The 14,957-nt window shown below is 72.2% G+C and carries 19 protein-coding genes; 13 read left to right on the plus strand and 6 right to left on the minus strand.

Annotated elements, in window-relative coordinates; genetic code table 11:
• Positions 1-130 precede the first annotated feature (130 nt).
• On the plus strand, positions 131-460 hold the full coding sequence (locus ABZ342_RS23630) for a hypothetical protein (RefSeq protein WP_360476668.1): 330 nt from the start codon (positions 131-133) through the stop codon (positions 458-460).
• Between the two features lie 63 nt (positions 461-523).
• Here ABZ342_RS23630 and ABZ342_RS23635 read toward each other — a convergent pair whose 3' ends face one another.
• Positions 524-1,612, minus strand: a complete 1,089-nt coding sequence (locus tag ABZ342_RS23635; protein WP_360476670.1) for a mandelate racemase/muconate lactonizing enzyme family protein — start codon at positions 1,610-1,612, stop codon at positions 524-526.
• Positions 1,613-1,993: 381 nt separating this feature from the next.
• On the opposite strand from ABZ342_RS23635, the gene ABZ342_RS23640 reads away from it, so the two are divergent.
• Entirely contained in the window at positions 1,994-3,115 is a 1,122-nt protein-coding gene (locus ABZ342_RS23640; protein WP_360476673.1) for a S1 family peptidase, read from the plus strand.
• Positions 3,116-3,214: 99 nt separating this feature from the next.
• Complete coding sequence (locus ABZ342_RS23645; RefSeq protein ID WP_360476676.1) at positions 3,215-3,757, plus strand: dihydrofolate reductase family protein; 543 nt, start codon at positions 3,215-3,217, stop codon at positions 3,755-3,757.
• On the opposite strand, the gene ABZ342_RS23650 is transcribed toward ABZ342_RS23645, so the two are convergent.
• The 3 genes from ABZ342_RS23650 to ABZ342_RS23660 all read right to left on the minus strand — a co-directional run bounded on the left by ABZ342_RS23650 (position 3,754) and on the right by ABZ342_RS23660 (position 5,750).
• Positions 3,754-4,344, minus strand: a complete 591-nt coding sequence (locus ABZ342_RS23650) for a TetR/AcrR family transcriptional regulator (protein WP_360476679.1) — start codon at positions 4,342-4,344, stop codon at positions 3,754-3,756. The genes ABZ342_RS23645 and ABZ342_RS23650 overlap by 4 nt on opposite strands.
• 4 nt (positions 4,345-4,348) lie before the next feature.
• A complete protein-coding gene (locus ABZ342_RS23655) occupies positions 4,349-5,218 on the minus strand; it encodes an alpha/beta fold hydrolase (protein WP_360476682.1) in 870 nt (289 codons plus the stop codon).
• A 253-nt stretch (positions 5,219-5,471) separates the two neighbouring features.
• Positions 5,472-5,750: a nuclear transport factor 2 family protein gene (locus tag ABZ342_RS23660; protein WP_360476685.1), complete on the minus strand. Its 279-nt coding sequence runs from the start codon at positions 5,748-5,750 to the stop codon at positions 5,472-5,474.
• Between the two features lie 39 nt (positions 5,751-5,789).
• Between ABZ342_RS23660 and ABZ342_RS23665 the strand changes: the two genes are divergently transcribed.
• Together ABZ342_RS23665 and ABZ342_RS23670 are read left to right on the plus strand one after the other, a co-directional pair.
• On the plus strand, positions 5,790-6,062 hold the full coding sequence (locus tag ABZ342_RS23665; protein ID WP_360476688.1) for a hypothetical protein: 273 nt from the start codon (positions 5,790-5,792) through the stop codon (positions 6,060-6,062).
• Positions 6,063-6,099: 37 nt separating this feature from the next.
• Positions 6,100-6,606: a VOC family protein gene (locus ABZ342_RS23670; protein ID WP_360476691.1), complete on the plus strand. Its 507-nt coding sequence runs from the start codon at positions 6,100-6,102 to the stop codon at positions 6,604-6,606.
• Here the strand turns inward: ABZ342_RS23670 and ABZ342_RS23675 are convergent.
• A complete protein-coding gene (locus ABZ342_RS23675; RefSeq protein ID WP_360476694.1) occupies positions 6,603-7,028 on the minus strand; it encodes a DoxX family protein in 426 nt (141 codons plus the stop codon). The two genes, ABZ342_RS23670 and ABZ342_RS23675, sit on opposite strands and share 4 nt — an antisense overlap.
• A 427-nt stretch (positions 7,029-7,455) precedes the next feature.
• Here ABZ342_RS23675 and ABZ342_RS23680 point away from each other — a divergent pair, with 427 nt between their 5' ends.
• The 8 genes from ABZ342_RS23680 (at position 7,456) to rimO (ending at position 14,008) form a co-directional block, all read left to right on the plus strand.
• Positions 7,456-8,145 (plus strand): TetR/AcrR family transcriptional regulator, encoded by a 690-nt coding sequence (locus ABZ342_RS23680; RefSeq protein WP_360476697.1) that lies wholly within the window; start codon positions 7,456-7,458, stop codon positions 8,143-8,145.
• On the plus strand, positions 8,142-9,263 hold the full coding sequence (locus ABZ342_RS23685) for an NAD(P)/FAD-dependent oxidoreductase (protein WP_360476700.1): 1,122 nt from the start codon (positions 8,142-8,144) through the stop codon (positions 9,261-9,263). The genes ABZ342_RS23680 and ABZ342_RS23685 overlap by 4 nt, the downstream gene beginning before the upstream one ends.
• Complete coding sequence (locus ABZ342_RS23690; protein ID WP_360476703.1) at positions 9,260-9,958, plus strand: alpha/beta hydrolase; 699 nt, start codon at positions 9,260-9,262, stop codon at positions 9,956-9,958. The genes ABZ342_RS23685 and ABZ342_RS23690 overlap by 4 nt, the downstream gene beginning before the upstream one ends.
• A gap of 24 nt (positions 9,959-9,982) precedes the next feature.
• Positions 9,983-11,233: a helix-turn-helix domain-containing protein gene (locus ABZ342_RS23695; protein ID WP_360476706.1), complete on the plus strand. Its 1,251-nt coding sequence runs from the start codon at positions 9,983-9,985 to the stop codon at positions 11,231-11,233.
• An 85-nt stretch (positions 11,234-11,318) separates the two neighbouring features.
• Positions 11,319-11,570 carry a hypothetical protein gene (locus tag ABZ342_RS23700; protein WP_230863142.1) on the plus strand — a complete coding sequence of 84 codons (252 nt, stop codon included), beginning with the start codon at positions 11,319-11,321 and terminating at the stop codon, positions 11,568-11,570.
• Positions 11,571-11,601: 31 nt separating this feature from the next.
• Positions 11,602-12,234 carry an NAD(P)H-dependent oxidoreductase gene (locus ABZ342_RS23705; protein ID WP_360476709.1) on the plus strand — a complete coding sequence of 211 codons (633 nt, stop codon included), beginning with the start codon at positions 11,602-11,604 and terminating at the stop codon, positions 12,232-12,234.
• Positions 12,235-12,327: 93 nt separating this feature from the next.
• Complete coding sequence (locus tag ABZ342_RS23710) at positions 12,328-12,639, plus strand: hypothetical protein (RefSeq protein ID WP_360476712.1); 312 nt, start codon at positions 12,328-12,330, stop codon at positions 12,637-12,639.
• A gap of 1 nt (position 12,640) precedes the next feature.
• Complete coding sequence (gene rimO, locus ABZ342_RS23715) at positions 12,641-14,008, plus strand: 30S ribosomal protein S12 methylthiotransferase RimO (RefSeq protein WP_360476715.1); 1,368 nt, start codon at positions 12,641-12,643, stop codon at positions 14,006-14,008.
• Here the strand turns inward: rimO and bla are convergent.
• Positions 13,992-14,900, minus strand: coding sequence for a class A beta-lactamase (gene bla / locus ABZ342_RS23720; RefSeq protein ID WP_360476718.1), 909 nt, complete (start codon positions 14,898-14,900; stop codon positions 13,992-13,994). The genes rimO and bla overlap by 17 nt on opposite strands.
• Between the last annotated feature and the right edge of the window lie 57 nt (positions 14,901-14,957).

Genomic DNA, 14,957 nt, shown 5'->3' on the forward strand with positions numbered 1-14,957 from the left:
GCGCTAGCCCGGATGGAGCAGCGTGGTGACTTTGCGCTGCGCTCGCATTCACTGGCCCGATGAATTGCCGGTAATTCTTCCGTTCTCCTAGGCTCCATAACGTCGGGGTTCTCCGCGCTGAGGAGTGGTCATGCGAAGGAAATTGGCGGTATTCGCGGTCGCTGTGTTTTCGCTGTTCGGATTGTCGGTCGTGCCCGCGGCCGCGGCCGGCGGCGACTTCGCGCCACCCGGTTGCTTCGGCGAGCGCTACGGAACGCTCTTCGGACAGGGCGTGTCGGTCAGCTGCTTCCCCGGCGAGGGCTACGGGTACCGCGTGATCGCCCACTGCGCCAACGGCAACGCGTTCTGGTTCGTGGCCGGTGATTTCGTGCCGTACGGATTCGGTCCGGCGGTCGCGGAATGCTCCGGGGCGCTGCTGGTGCCGGCGCGGGTGGTCACCTACCGGGTCGACGAAATCTGATTTCCGGCAGAACTGTCCGGCCACCCATTTCCGGGTGGCCGGACAGTGTCGTGTCCGGAGTTTTCACGAGGTGCGGCGGTCGTCCATGGCGTCGCGGTCCCAGTCGATTCCGAGCCCGGGGTTTTCCGGGGGCACCGCATGGCCGTTTTCGACGGTGAGTCCGGTGCGCGTGATCGCGCGCAGCTGCGGGATGTGTTCGACGTACCGGCCGTTCGGCACGGCCGCCGTCAGGCTCACGTGCAGTTCCATCAGGAAGTGCGGGCAGACCTCGACGTTGAAGGCCTCGGCGAGGTGGGCGACCTTGAGCCACGGCGTGATGCCGCCGACCCGGGCCACGTCGGGCTGCACGATCGACGCGGCACCGCGGTGCAGGTAGTCGCGGAACTGGGCCACCGAGTAGAGCGACTCGCCGACGGCGATCGGGACGGCGGTCGCGGCGGCGAGCCGGGCGTGCCCGGAGACGTCGTCGGCCGGCAGCGGTTCCTCCAGCCAGAACAGGTCGAGCGGGCCGAACGCCGCCGCCCGCCGGACGGCCTCGGCGGCCGTCATCGACTGGTTCGCGTCCACCATCACGTCGAACCGCGGCCCGACGGCCTCGCGGACCGCGGCGAGCCGCTCGAGGTCTTCGCTCGCGTCGGGCTTGCCGATCTTCACCTTGACGCCGCCCCGCCCGGCGTCCGCGGCGGCTTTCGCTCCCGCCGCGAGTTCCTCGGTGCTCAGGTGCAGCCAGCCGCCGTCGGTGTCGTAGAGCGGGACGCGCGGCCGGAACCCGCCCGCGACGCGCCACAGGGGTTCGCCGGCGCGCAGGCACTTGAGGTCCCACAGCGCGGTGTCGACGGCGGCGAGCGCGAGTGCGGTGATGGCGCCGACGGTCGTCGCCCGGGTCGCGGCGAAGAGGTCCCGCCACAAAGCCTCGACCAGCCGCGAGTCCCGTCCGACGAGCCGGGGGAGCAGGTGGTCGCGCAGCAGCGCGACGACGGAGCTGCCCCCGGTGCCGATCGTGTAGGAGTAGCCGAGCCCGCGGCCGCCGTCGTCGGTGGCCAGCTCGACGAAGACGGTCTCCTGGGAGGTGAACGCCTGCACGGCGTCGGTCCGGGCCCGCTCGACCTCGACGTCGACGAGAAAGGCCTCGGCGCGCGTGACGACAGTCAACGATCCCCCTGACGCAGAATCCTATAGGAAATATGATTCTGACCGCGCGGGGGAACGCTGTCAACGGCCGGGGTGCCGCCGAGGGGGACGGTCATGCACGTCTGCTGCCCCGCAGACTCTGGTTCCGGCCGCCGCCCTTGCCCGCGTGCTGTACTTGGTCCAGACCTTCGTCGACGCGGACAGGTGAGACCTGTTCGCGGTTCTTCGCGTTCCGGAAATGCCCTGTCGCGCAACGCATCCTGCTGTTGAGTCCACATCGGACAGACGTTCGCCTCCGCGAATTCCGGACAGAAGACCGGACAAATCTGGACCACCCGCACGATCCGCCCGCACACTCGGCGCACGGTGAGTTTCTTTCCCCCCTGCCTCGAAGGAGATCTCATGCGTCGAAGAATCGCCCTCGCCCTCGGCGGTGCCGCCGTCCTGACCGCTTCCCTCGCTTCCGCGTCGCTCGCCCCGGCCGTGGCCTCGCCCGGGTTGATCGCCGCCATGCAGCGGGACTTCGGCCTGACCGCCGCCCAGGCCGAAACCCGCCTCGGCCAGGAAATCACCGCCGCGCGGGTGATGCCGGCCGCCGAAAAGGCCGCCGGAGCCGCCTTCGGTGGCGCCTGGTTCGACCCCGCGCTCGGCAAGCTCGTCGTCGGCGTGACCGACCCGGCCGCGGCCGACGCCGTCCGGCGGGCCGGCGCCGAAACCACGCCGGCGAAGGTCAGCGCCGCGAAGCTCGACGCGACCAAGGCCGCGATCGACGCCGTGGCCAAGGCGGATCCCGCTCCGGCGGCCGTCAGCGGCTGGCGCACCGAACCGCGCACCGGCAGTGTCGTCGTCACCCTGCGGCCGGGCGCGCACAGCGCCGACGCCGACTCCTTCCTCGCGAAAGCGCGGAAAGCGGGCCCGGTGACGGTCGCGACCGCGCCGGCCGCCGAGCCGTTCTCGGCCGGGACCGTCGGTGGCGATCCGTACTACATCAACGGCAACACCCGCTGCTCGATCGGCTTCTCGGTGCAGGGCGGCTTCGTCAGCGCCGGTCACTGCGGTGGTGCCGGCAGCTCGGTGGTCGGCTGGGACGGCTCGGCGATGGGCAGCTTCGCCGGCTCTTCCTTCCCCGGCAACGACTATTCGTTCATCCGCATCGGCAACGGCTGGTGGACCGCACCGGTCGTGCTCGGCTGGGGCACGGTGAGCGACGCGCTCGTCCGCGGTTCGTGGGTCGCGCCGGTCGGCACCTCGGTGTGCCGCTCGGGCTCGACGACGCACTGGCACTGCGGCACGGTGCTGGGGCTCAACGAGACCGTCAACTACTCGCAGGGCGCGGTCTACCAGATGACGCGCACCAACGTCTGCGCCGAACCCGGTGACTCCGGCGGCTCCTTCATCACCGGCGACCAGGCCCAGGGCGTGACCTCCGGTGGCTGGGGCAACTGCAGCTCCGGCGGCGAGACGTGGTTCCAGCCGGTGAACGAGATCCTGCAGACCTACGGCCTGTCGCTCGTCACGGCGTAGCAATATCTTCCGGCGGCGGCCGATGAATCCGGCGGCCGCCGCCGGTAGGTACCGGTGAGGCCGTGCCACCAGGGCGCGGCGAACCCACCGGGAGCAGTCATGAGCGTGATCGTCGTCGAGTTCCTCACCCTGGACGGTGTCGTCGAGGACCCGGACGGCTCCGGGGGCACGGCCATCGGCGGCTGGGCGTTCCGGCACGGCCCGGAGGCCGTCGCGGGGGACAAGTTCCGGCTCGGCGAGCGGCTCGACACCGGGACCCTGCTGCTCGGCCGGACGACCTGGGAGCTGTTCGCGAAGCTGTGGCCCGGCCGCACGGGCGAGTTCCCCGACCGGCTCAACGCGGCACGGAAGCTGGTGGCCTCGCGAACGCTCGCCGACGTGTCCGGATGGCAGAACTCCACGCTGCTGCAAGGAGATCTCGCCGAAGAAGTCCGGCGTCACGAGCACGACGTGATCGTCATCGGGTCCATCGGGATCGCGCAGGAGCTCGGCCGCGCCGGCCTGGTCGACGAGTACCGCCTGCTCGTGTTCCCGAGCGTCGCCGGCGCGGGCCGGCGGCTCTTCGAAGCCCCCGCGGACCTCGCGCTGGTGTCCGTCACGCGGGTCGGGCCCGCGGTGCTCAGCACCTACCGGACGCGCTAGGTCCGCAGGAGGCTCGCGAGCCAGCCGCCGAGAACCTGCTGGACCTCGGCGCGCGTTCGCGCCGGGTCGTCGGCCGCGGCGATCATCCGCGCCGCCTCCATCACCGCGCTGAGCACCAGCTGGGCCAGGGCGCGCACGGGCGTCTCCACGATCAGCCCGTCGGCCCTGGCCCGCTCCAGCACGGCGACGATCAGGCCGAGGCCGTACTCCGCCTCGATCTCGCGCCAGACGTCCCAGCCCAGCACGGCGGGCGCGTCGGTGAGCGAGATGCGGCGGACCTCCTCGCGCAGGCAGGCGTCGAGAAAGACGCCGAGGCCGTGCATCATTCCGGTCAGCGGGTCCGAGCCGCCGGCGAACGCGGCCTGGACCTCCTCGGTCAGCTCGCGTTCCAGCTCTTCGACGACGGCACGGAACAAGCCCTGCTTGTCGGCGTAGTGGTGGTACAGCGCGCCGCGGGTGACGCCGGCGGCGCGGGTGATCTCGTCCGCCGGGACGGCCTGGTAGCCGCGGGCGGCGAACAGTTCGCGCGCGGCGGCGACCAGGGCGGCCTTCGTGCCGGCGGAACGGTCCTGCTGGGTACGTCGCACCCGCCTAATCTGCCATGACGCCCGCGAACTCGACGATGTGCCCGGCCAGTGCGGCGGGTTGGTCTTCGGAGACGAACGTGAAGGAGTCGGGCACCTCCACGACCTTCGCGTCCGGCAGGAGCGCGGCAAGCCGGTGGGCCAGTGCGATGGGGAACAGCTTGTCCTCCGGCGCCCAGGCGAGGAGCACCGGCCGGTCGAAGGTCCGCAGCGCCTCGGCGGCGGCGAGCGTGTGCCGCGGGTGCACGTCTCGCAGCAGCTTGCGCAGGTCGCGGCGCACCCCGGCGGACTTCCGCAGCGGCGAGAGGTAGGCCTGCGCGACGGCATCCGGCAGCGGCCGCTTGACCACCCAGCCGAAGAGCAGCGGCAACGGGTACAGCGCGCGGATCCGCAGCAGCTGCCCGAGCACCGCCATCGAACCGGGGATCCGCGCGAAGGGCGGCAGCGCCTTGAAGATCGGCGGGAAGAAGTACTCGAAGCAGTCGGACGGCGTGAGCACGACCCGCGCGACCCGCTCCGGGCGGCGGCTGAGCAGGATCTGCGTGAGCGCGCCGCCGGTGTCGTTCGCGACGAGCGTGACGTCCCGCAGGTCGAGCGCGTCGAGGAAGTCCGCGATCAGGTCGGCATTGCCGGTGGGGGACAGGTCGGCGTCCGCGCGCATCGGGAGGTCGTGCGAGCCCAGCGGCAGATCCGGGGCCAGGCACCGGAACCCGGCGGCGGCGACGTCGGGGGTGACTTTCCGCCACAGCTCGGCGTTCGTCAGCACGCCGTGGACGAACACCACCGGCGCGCCCACGCCCCGCTCGAAGTACCGCACCTCGCCGGCCGGCAGCCGGACCCGGTGCTCCCGGCCCAGGGATTCGCTTCGCTTCGTCATGAAGCCGAGAGTACATACATGGTGTATGTATGTAAATGAGCCCGCACGGGTCGATGGCCGGCTGTCGAGCGGGGGAGAGGGACGCGGTGGTGCCCCGGACTTGGCTTCGGGGAAAGGTCGGATCCGGGGTCACCACCGCCCGCGGGACAGCTGACACGATGTCCTGCGGTGCACCCACCTTACGAACCGCCGGGGTGCCTGACCAGGGCCTCGATGCGGTGTCGAAGGTTTGTCGCCCGGTCGGTCACCGGACCTACCGAGAGTGGAGCGAATCCTCCGGCGCGGGTTCGTCCGGTGGCCGGTCGCCGTGCCGGTGGACGATCCGCCACTCGCCGTCTTCGCGGCGGTACACGTGCGTGACGCGCAGGGTGTAGGTCGCCGGCCAGCCGTTGATCGACACGGTGTTTTGCTCGAAGCCGACGGTGTAGGCGAGGTCGCCGCTCGCGCCCGCGTCCCCGTTGTGCACGGCCCGTTCGGCGGCGGTCTGCCGCGGCAGCACGTCGGCCAGGAACTCTTCGGCGGGTGCGGGCATGATCGAGCCGGCGGCAGGAGCAGGCGGCTGCACCTCGCCGTGCGCGGTGCCGCGGCCAGTGATCCCGCGGCGGCGGCGATGCTCGCCGAGGTCGACCGGCAGCGGCTGGAGAGCATGGGCGGTCACGCGCGCGAGGCGGCGGCCACCGGCCGGCTGGCCGTCTCCGAGGACGAGTGCCGCGACGTGCTGTGGTCCACGACGGACGGGACGCTGTGGCACCGGCTCGTCGAGTGTCAGGGGTGGTCCGACGAGCGGTACGCGGCCTGGCTGGGCCGGCTGTGGGTGTCGTCGTTCGTGGTAGCCTTCGGTTGAAACTTCAACCGATTCGCGTGCCGCGCGGGGAGCCTCGATGTCGATCTTTCGCCTGAACCACGCCGTGCTCTACGTCCGGGATCTGGCCGAAAGCGTCGCGTTCTACCGGGACGTCCTGGGCTTCGACTACATCGAAGGCGGCGACGTGCACCGCGGCGCGGCGTTCCTGCGCGCGCCCGGGTCGACCAACGACCACGACCTCGGCCTGTTCGAACTCGGCTCGCACGCCGCGGCCTCGGGTGCGGGGCAGACGTCCGTGGGGCTGTACCACCTCGCGTGGGAGGTCGACACCCTCGGCGACCTCGACCAGCTCGCCGGCCGCCTCGCCGAGGCCGGCGCACTGGTGGGCTCGTCCGACCACGGCACCACGAAATCCTTGTACGCCGAGGATCCCAGCGGGCTCGAGTTCGAGGTCGTCTGGATCATCCCGCGCGAGCTGCTGACCGACGACGACCGGGCCAAGACCGGGCGGCTCGACCTCGCGGCGGAGCTGGCGAAGTACGGTCCCGACGCACGCAGCGGCGTCGGGATCTCGCGCCCCTAGGCCGGCACGCGGTCCCGCGCCGGCTCGGAAGTCCGTTGCAGGGCGGGGATATTGCCGAGCGCGAAGCGGCCGGGGCCGACGAACGCGACCACGAGCAGGCTCCAGCAGAACAGGGTCGCGGCCTCGCCGCCGTTCTGGATCGGGAACAGCCCGTTCGGCAGGTGCGCGGTGAAGTAGGCGAAGGCCATCGAGCCGGAGCCGAGCACGGCCGCCGTCCGGGTGCCGAGGCCCAGGCAGACCAGCGTGCCGCAGACGAGCTGGATCACCGCGGCCCACCACCCCGGCCACGCTCCGACGACGGCGGGAGCCTTCGCGCCGAAGAGGCCGAACAGCGTTTTGAGGCCGTGGCAGGCGAACAAGAAGCCGATGACGATGCGGTAGAGACCGATGACGTGGTCGCGGGCCGGGTCCAGGCGGTGCATGGTGCCTCCGGTGTGCGGGAGCGGGCGGCATCGAACCGGCCGGCGGGGCGGCCGGCCACGGGGGATTCGGTGTTCCCAGATATACCGCTCGTGAGAAGGTGACACACCCCCCGAAAGTTGCTTAACCGGTTTTCTCCGGCAAAGTGCCAGAGTGGTCTATACCTCTGCGTTTACCTTGTGGTAGCAACGGAATCCGCCAGATGGGTGATCTTCCTATTGTGGTCCAGACCAGTTTCCCGGCTGGTCCGTGTTTCGTTTTTGTTTCCGAATTTTGTCGCCCGGAAATATTCGTCGGGCTGCTGTGCTCGTCGTGCCTGGTGGATCGGATCGGCCCGCGCGGGGTGCGTCCGGGAGGCTGTGACGGAGCTGGCACGAACATGTTCGTCCCGAACGTGCTCGGAACGAACATGTTCGCTACAGTGGAGCCATGGCTCCGGAAAGCACCTACAACCGCCGCGAGCGTCCGGCGAAACCGGCGTTGACCCGCGAAGGCATCGTCGCGACCGCCGTCGCCCTCCTGCGCGCCGAGGGCGTCGAGCGCGTCACCATGCGCCGGCTCGCCCAAGAGCTGGATACCGGCGCGGCCTCGCTCTACGTGTACGTCAAGGACACCGAAGAGCTGCACGCCGCGATGCTCGACGAACTGCTCGCGGAGGTCGGCTTCGACGGGGTGGGGGACTGGCGCGAGCGCCTGTGGGCGGTGCTGGACTCCTACCGGTCGGTGCTGTTCGCGCAGCCGAGCCTCGCCCGCGTCGCGCTGGTGACCCGGCTGAGCGGACCGCACTACCTGGCCGTCGTCGAGGCGGTGCTCGCGCTGCTCGACGAGGGCGGTATGGCGCCCGGGCAGGCCGCCTGGGCGGTCGACGTGCTGCTGCTGACCGCCACCGCGACCGCCGTCGAACACGGCACCCGCCGCGAGAAGCCGGGCGCCGCCCGTGAACACGAGGTCCTGGTCGAGTCCGTGGCGACCGCTTCGGCCGACACCCACCCGCACATCGCCGCGCTGGCCGCCGACCTGGTGTCCGGCCCCGGCCCCGCTCGCACCCGGTGGGCGTTCGACGCGCTGCTCAACGGCGCGCTCGCCACCCCGCGACCCGAACCCGAGGAGACCCGATGACCGGGATCGCCGTCGTCGGCGGCGGCCTGGGCGGCCTGACGCTGGCCCGCGTCCTGCACACCCGCGGCATCGCCGCCACCGTCTACGAGCTCGACGCCTCACCGGCCGCCCGCGACCAGGGCGGCACCCTGGACCTGCACGAAGAGTCCGGGCTGCGCGCCCTCGCCGAAGCCGGGCTCCTCGACCGGTTCCGCGCGGTCGCCCGGGAAGAAGGCGAGGCGCTGCGGATCCTCGACCGGCGCGGCGTCGTCCGGTTCGAGGAGACGGCCGAAGAGAGTGGTGGTACCCGGCCCGAGGTGGATCGCGGTGCCCTCAAGCGGATCCTGGTCGAATCGCTGCCGGCAGGCGTCATCCGCTGGGGCACCAAGGTGACGGCGGTGTCCGCCGGCCGGCTCACCCTGGGCACCGGCGAGGTCGTCGAAGCGGATCTGGTCGTCGGCGCGGACGGCGCGTGGTCGAAGGTCCGGCCGCTGCTGTCGGCCGCCGTGCCGGTCTACTCCGGACTGTCGTTCGTGGAGGCTCACCTGTCCGATGTGGACGAACGGCACCCGGCGGCGGCCGCGCTCGTCGGAACAGGATCGATGTTCGCGCTGGCCGAGGGGAAGGGCCTGATCGCCCAGCGCACCGGCGGCGGCCGGATCCGCGTGTATGCCGCCGTCCGGACCGAGGACCCCGCCGAGGCCGCGGACCTGGCCGACCGCGAGCGCCTGCTCGACGTCTTCGCCGGCTTCGACGCCGGGCTGCGCGCCCTGCTCGAAGAGAGCGACGACCCCTTGATCCCGCGCCCGATCCACGCTCTCCCCGTCGGCCACCGCTGGGACCGGCGGCCGGGGGTGACCCTGCTCGGTGACGCCGCGCACGTGATGTCGCCGTTCGCGGGCGAGGGCGCCAACCTCGCCATGCTCGACGCGACCGAACTGGCCCTCGCCCTCGCCGCCCACGACGACGTCGAGAGCGCTCTCTCGGCCTACGAAACCGCGCTGTTCCCCCGGGCGGAAGAGGCCGCCCGCGACTCGGCGGACAACCTCGAAGCCTGCTTCCGGCCGAACGCGCCCGCCGCGATGGTCGAGCAGATGCTGGCCCACACCGCTCACCGACCGGAAGGAAACCCCTCATGAGCCGAACGCTGCGGCCGCACCCCGGACTGGACATCCCGCTCGTCGACACCGGCCGCGGCGACCGCACCGTGCTGGTCCTGCACGGTGGCGCCGGCCCGCGGGGCGTCGAGCCGATCGTCGAGCACTTCGCCCCGCACGCGCGCGTGCTCGCGCCGACCCACCCCGGCTGGTCCGGCACGCCCCGCCCGGACTGGTTCTCCGGCGTCGACGACCTGGCCGTGACCTACCTCGACCTGCTGGACGACGAAGACGTCGACGACGTCCTCGTGGTCGCCAGCTCCTTCGGCGGCTGGGTCGCGTCCGAAATGGCCGTGCGCGACCGCGGGCACCGCCTCGGCCGGTTGGTCGTGCTCGACGGCATCGGCCCGGAGGTCGAGGGCCACGCCATCAGCCTGCCGCAGCCCCCGCCCGGCGCGCCCGGGCCGGATCCCGCCGACATGGCCGCGCTGCGGGCGTACGGGGGCCCGGGCATCGCCGACCCGAAGCTGCTGCGCCGGCTCGCGCGGGTCCGGATCCCGGCGCTGCTGGTCTGGGGCGCGGACGACGTCGTCGTGCCGCCGGAGTTCGGCAAGGTCTACGCGGCCGCGTTCGCGAACGCGCGGTTCGAGGTCGTCGCGGGCGCGGGACACGTGCCCCACGTTCAGGCACCGGCCGAAACGTTCGCGGTGATCGACGAGTTCGCCGGACGAGCTTGATCGTTCACCCCGTAGAGTGGCTCCATGGTGGACGAAGAGGCCGTCTCGGACCGCATCCGGCAGATCGCCGCCACTCTCGCGGACCGGGCGGGCGAGCTGACCGGGGACCTGGTCCAGCTGTACGCGGCCGATCTGCCGCAGCTGGTCAACGACGACGAGCGCATGGTGAGCCTGTTGTCGGCGAGCGTCTACCAGAACATCGAGACCGCCCTGCAGATCCTCCAGCACGGCATCGACCCCGCGACGGTCGAGCCGCCGGCCGCGGCGATGGAGTACGCGCGCCGGCTGGCGCAGCGCGGCACGCCGGTGTTCGACCTGATCCGCGCGTACGACCTCGGGCAGGCCGCGATGCTCGACTTCGGGTTCCAGGAGTGCATCCGGCTCGTCGACGACGCGGCCCTGCTCGGGGCCATGATGCGCCGGCTGCTCAAGGTCGCCTACGAGTTCATCACCCGGGTGGTGCGCCAGCTCGTGGGCGTCTACCAGGACGAACGCGACAAGTGGCTGCTCAACCGGAGCGCCGCGCGGGCGGCGAAGGTGCTGGACCTGCTGAGCGAGAACGGCGGCCCGCCGGACGTCGACGCGGCCGAGGCGGTCATCGGCTACCGCCTGCGCGGCACGCACGTGGGGATGATCGTCTGGCACGCGTCCGAGACCCATGACGTGCTGTCGCTGCTGGAGTCGGTCGCGGGTGCGGTGCTCGAGCGCGCCGGCGGCGAGGGGCGTCCGCTGTTCGTGCCCCGGGACGAGGCCGGCGCGTGGGCCTGGCTCCCGGTGGCGTCGGTCCACCGCGAGCACCTCGACGCCGCGCTCGCGGAGGCCGACCCGGGCGTGCGCGTCACGGTCGGCGACCCAGGCACCGGCGTCGCCGGCTTCCGCGACACCCACCAGCAGGCCCGCCGGGTGCACGCACTGGCGCTGGCCGCCGGCGAACACTGCGACCGCGTGCTGACCTTCCGCGAGGTCGGCACGGTCGCGCTGATGACGTCCGACCTCAACGCGGCCCGGCTGTGGGTCGCGAGCACGCTCGGGCCGTTGAGCGCCGACGACGAGAACTGCGCGCGGCTGCGCGACACCCTGCGCGTGTTCCTCGCAGCCGGCGGCAGCTACACGACGGCCGCGGGCGAGCTGACGATGCACAAGAACTCGGTGCAATACCGCGTCCGCAAGGCCCAGGAGCTGCTGCCGCGCGGGCTCGCCGAAAGCCGCCTGGACGTCGAGCTCGCGCTGAACCTGAGCCAGCGCCTGGGCGCGGCCGTGCTGTCGCCGGCGTGACTTTGGTACCCCGGACCAGCACCGGCGAAGATCGTTGGTTCGCGGGCACGAAGCCGGAATGGGCCGTTCGGCCTACGTTCCCGGTATGGGTGAAAACGGTGGGATGCTCGCACTGGTGCGGCTACGCCGAGGCGTCGTCGGCGAAAGCAGACGCGTCTGCCACCTGATCCCCGTTCCCGCCGCGGGCGCCGTGCCGGCGCAGCTGACGGCGCTGTGCGGCGAGGGGATCTTCCCCGGCGAGGCCGAGGTGCTCGACGGCCTGCGCGGGATGCCTTGCCACGCCTGCCTGATGGCGAACGCGCCGTCGGGACCGGGCCTGCTGGCGAACGCGGGCTGAACCGCGCCGGAGGCCGTGGCAAGCTGACGCGGTGATCGACGATTCGTCCCGGCCGGTGGTCGTCCTGCTGGCCCACCCCCGGCCCGGGAGCTTCAACCACGCGCTCGCCGCGCGCGTCCGGGACACGCTGACCAGCGCCGGACGGCCGGTGCTCTTCCACGACCTGTACGCCGAGGGCTTCGACCCGGTGCTCACCGCGGAAGAGGCCTATACGAGCGGGACCCGGGCGGAGGAGTTCCTCGCCGCCGAACCGGATCCGCTCGTGCGGCGCCACCGCGAGGAGCTGCGGGAAGCGGGCGGGCTCGTCGCGATCCACCCGAACTGGTGGGGCAAGCCGCCCGCCATCCTCGCCGGCTGGCTCGACCGGATCCTCGTCCCGGGTGTCGCGTACCGCCTCGACGACGCCGGCGGCGCGCCCGAGTCGTTGCTCTCGCTGCGGCGGCTGCTGGTCGTGAACACGTCCGACACCACCGAGGAGCGCGAACGGACGCTCTTCGGCGACCCGCTCGACGCGATCTGGAAGCGCTGTCTCGCGCCCTACCTCGGCGAGCCGGAGGTGCGCCGGCTGGTGCTGCGGGTGCTCGCCGACGCGGACGAGCGGCGCCGGGCCGGGTGGCTCGACGACGCCGAATCCGAGGTCCGGCACCTGTTCGGTGGTCACTGACCGGTTCCGGCCACTTCCGGTGAAGACCTTGAGACGGTTTCGGGCGCCGTGCGATTGTCGGCTCGACCCGGCACCGGACTTCGAGGGGGACCCGTGAGCATGCTCGAGCGGATGGCCGAAGAACGCCGGCTGCGGCGGGAGAACGCCCAGGAGGCGCCGGCCGGGCAGCAGTGGGGAACGTGCGTGGGCGTCCACGAAGTCGGCGACCGGCGCCGGAAGATCGCCCGGGTGCTGCTGGCCAGTGGCATGGTCATCACCGCCTACCTGCCCCTGAACGCCACCGCGCCGGCGGTCGACGCGCCGGCACTGGTGCAGACCAAGGCGATCGGCGACTGCTGCGGCGAGCACGTGGTGGTCCTCGGGATCGGCGACCAGCCGGGCCACGGCGACGTCGTCACGTACTGACGTGCGCACCGTCTCCCTGGTCACCCTGGGCTGCGCGCGCAACGAGGTCGATTCCGACGAACTGGCCGCCCGGCTGGGCGGTTCGGGCTGGCGCCTGGCCGAAGCCGGGGACGAGGCCGATGTCGTCGTCGTGAACACCTGCGGCTTCATCGAAGCGGCCAAGAAGGAGTCGATCGACACCGTCCTCGCCGCGTCCGGCAAGGGCGCGAAGGTCGTCGCGGTCGGCTGCATGGCCGAGCGCTACGGCCGTGAGCTCGCCGACGCGCTGCCGGAGGCCGACGCCGTCCTGTCGTTCGACGACTACCCGGAGATCGGCGACCGCATCGAGGACGTCCTCCACGGCCGGGCCCGCCCGGCCCACACCCCGCGCGACCGGCGGACGCTGCTGCCGATCACGCCGGTCCAGCGGGTCGCCACGAAGGCCGCGCACGTGCCCGGCCACGGCCCGGCGAGCGGTCCGCGCGTGCTGCGGCACCGGCTGGGCGGCGGCCCGATCGCGCCACTGAAGCTGGCGTCCGGCTGCGACCGGCGGTGCACGTTCTGCGCGATCCCGAGCTTCCGCGGTGCGTTCGTCTCGCGGCCGCCCGCCGAGATCCTCGCCGAAGCCGAGTGGCTGGCCGGCCACGGCGTGCGGGAGCTGGTGCTGGTCAGCGAGAACTCGACGTCGTACGGCAAGGACCTCGGCGATCTCCAGGCGCTGGAGAAACTGCTGCCGGAGCTCGCCGCCGTCGCCGACCGCGTCCGCGTGAGCTACCTGCAGCCGGCCGAGCTGCGGCCCGGCCTCCTCGAGGCGATCGCCGGGACGCCGGGCGTCGCGCCCTACTTCGACCTGTCGTTCCAGCACGCGAGCGGGCCGGTGCTGCGCCGGATGCGCCGCTTCGGCGACCGCGAACGGTTCCTGCAGCTGCTCGACCGGATCCGGGTGATCGCCCCGGACGCCGGGGTGCGGTCCAACTTCATCGCGGGCTTCCCCGGCGAGACCGACGCCGACTTCGCCGAGCTGAAGCTCTTCCTGGAGCAGGCCCGGCTGGACTCCATCGGTGTCTTCGGCTACTCGGACGAGGACGGCACCGAGGCCGCCGGCCTGCCGGGCAAGATCCCGGCCCCGGTGCTCGCGCAGCGCGTCGAAGAGCTGTCGGTCCTCGCCGACGACCTGGTCTCCCGCCGCGCGGAGGAGCGGCTCGGCACGTGCGTCGACGTGGTCGTCGGGACCGGCGGCCGCGGCTGGGCGGCGCACCAGGGACCCGAAGTCGACGGGCACGTGACGTTCCGCGATGCGGTGCCGGACCCGGGTTCGCTGGTCCGGGCCGAGGTGATCGGCACGCACGGCGTCGACCTCGAAGCCCGCGTCCTCACCCGAGACCGCTGAAGACGAGCTTCGCCGCCCGCGCGATCAGCCGGTCGTCCGCCGTCGCGTCCTTCGCCTTCTTGTCGGACATGACCACCAGCACGATCGGCGCCCGCCCGGGTGGCCAGACGACGGCGATGTCGTCGCGGGTCGCGTAGTCGCCGGTGCCGGTCTTGTCCGCGACGGTCCAGCCCGCGGGCGTGCCCGCCCGGATCACGGCCGCGCCGGTCGTGTTGGCGCGCATCATGTCCGTGAGCACGGCGCGCTTCTCCGGCGGCAGCGCGGCGCCGAGGGTGAAGGCGCGCAGGCTCGTGGCCATCGCCCGCGGCGTGCTGGTGTCGCGGAGGTCGCCGGGCGCGAGGTCGTTGAGGCCGGGCTCGGTCCGGTCGACGTGGGTGGTCGTGTCCCCGATCGCGCGCAGCGCGGCACCGAGACCCGGCGGTCCGCCGAGTTCCCCGAACAGCAGGTTGGCGGCGGTGTTGTCGCTGTAGCGCAGGGCCGCGTCCATCGCGTCGCGCAGGGAAATGCCGGTGGCGACGTGCTTTTCGGTGACCGGGGAGTTCGGCTGGAGATCGGCGCGGGTGTACTTCAGCACCTTCGCCAGCCCGTCGAGGCTGGTGCGCTGGAGGACGGCGGCGGACGAGAAGGCCTTGTGCGTCGAGGCGTAGCCGAAGCGTTCGTCGGCGCGGTGGGCGAGTTCGCGGCCCGAGCCGGTGTCCACGGCGTACACGCCGAGGCGGGCGTCGAACTCGCGCTCCAGGGGCGTGAAGTCCGGTTGCGACGCGGTCGTCGCGGTCGTGGTCGTCGGGGTCGTCGTCGGCGGCGGTGCGGCCGGCGCTTCGGCGGCGCAGGCGGTCAGCGACACGAGGGCCAGCGCGGTGAGCGCGGCCCGCCGGACGTGGGGGAACGGCACGGGCGGATCCTTTCCGATCTTGATCGACCTCCGCAGTCTCACCGGGTTCGTCCATGC

The sequence above is a fragment of the Amycolatopsis sp. NPDC005961 genome (genome assembly GCF_040629235.1).
Lineage (GTDB): Bacteria > Actinomycetota > Actinomycetes > Mycobacteriales > Pseudonocardiaceae > Amycolatopsis > Amycolatopsis camponoti.

Coding starts and splice junctions, on each gene's coding strand:
- ABZ342_RS23695 (WP_360476706.1), top strand. CDS start 9,983: ATGGTGGACGAAGAGGCCGTCTCGGACCGCATCCGGCAGATCGCCGCC.
- ABZ342_RS23645 (WP_360476676.1), top strand. CDS start 3,215: ATGAGCGTGATCGTCGTCGAGTTCCTCACCCTGGACGGTGTCGTCGAG.
- ABZ342_RS23700 (WP_230863142.1), top strand. CDS start 11,319: ATGGGTGAAAACGGTGGGATGCTCGCACTGGTGCGGCTACGCCGAGGC.
- ABZ342_RS23675 (WP_360476694.1), bottom strand. CDS start 7,028: ATGCACCGCCTGGACCCGGCCCGCGACCACGTCATCGGTCTCTACCGC.
- ABZ342_RS23660 (WP_360476685.1), bottom strand. CDS start 5,750: ATGCCCGCACCCGCCGAAGAGTTCCTGGCCGACGTGCTGCCGCGGCAG.
- ABZ342_RS23640 (WP_360476673.1), top strand. CDS start 1,994: ATGCGTCGAAGAATCGCCCTCGCCCTCGGCGGTGCCGCCGTCCTGACC.
- ABZ342_RS23690 (WP_360476703.1), top strand. CDS start 9,260: ATGAGCCGAACGCTGCGGCCGCACCCCGGACTGGACATCCCGCTCGTC.
- ABZ342_RS23630 (WP_360476668.1), top strand. CDS start 131: ATGCGAAGGAAATTGGCGGTATTCGCGGTCGCTGTGTTTTCGCTGTTC.
- ABZ342_RS23680 (WP_360476697.1), top strand. CDS start 7,456: ATGGCTCCGGAAAGCACCTACAACCGCCGCGAGCGTCCGGCGAAACCG.
- ABZ342_RS23670 (WP_360476691.1), top strand. CDS start 6,100: ATGTCGATCTTTCGCCTGAACCACGCCGTGCTCTACGTCCGGGATCTG.
- ABZ342_RS23685 (WP_360476700.1), top strand. CDS start 8,142: ATGACCGGGATCGCCGTCGTCGGCGGCGGCCTGGGCGGCCTGACGCTG.
- ABZ342_RS23655 (WP_360476682.1), bottom strand. CDS start 5,218: ATGACGAAGCGAAGCGAATCCCTGGGCCGGGAGCACCGGGTCCGGCTG.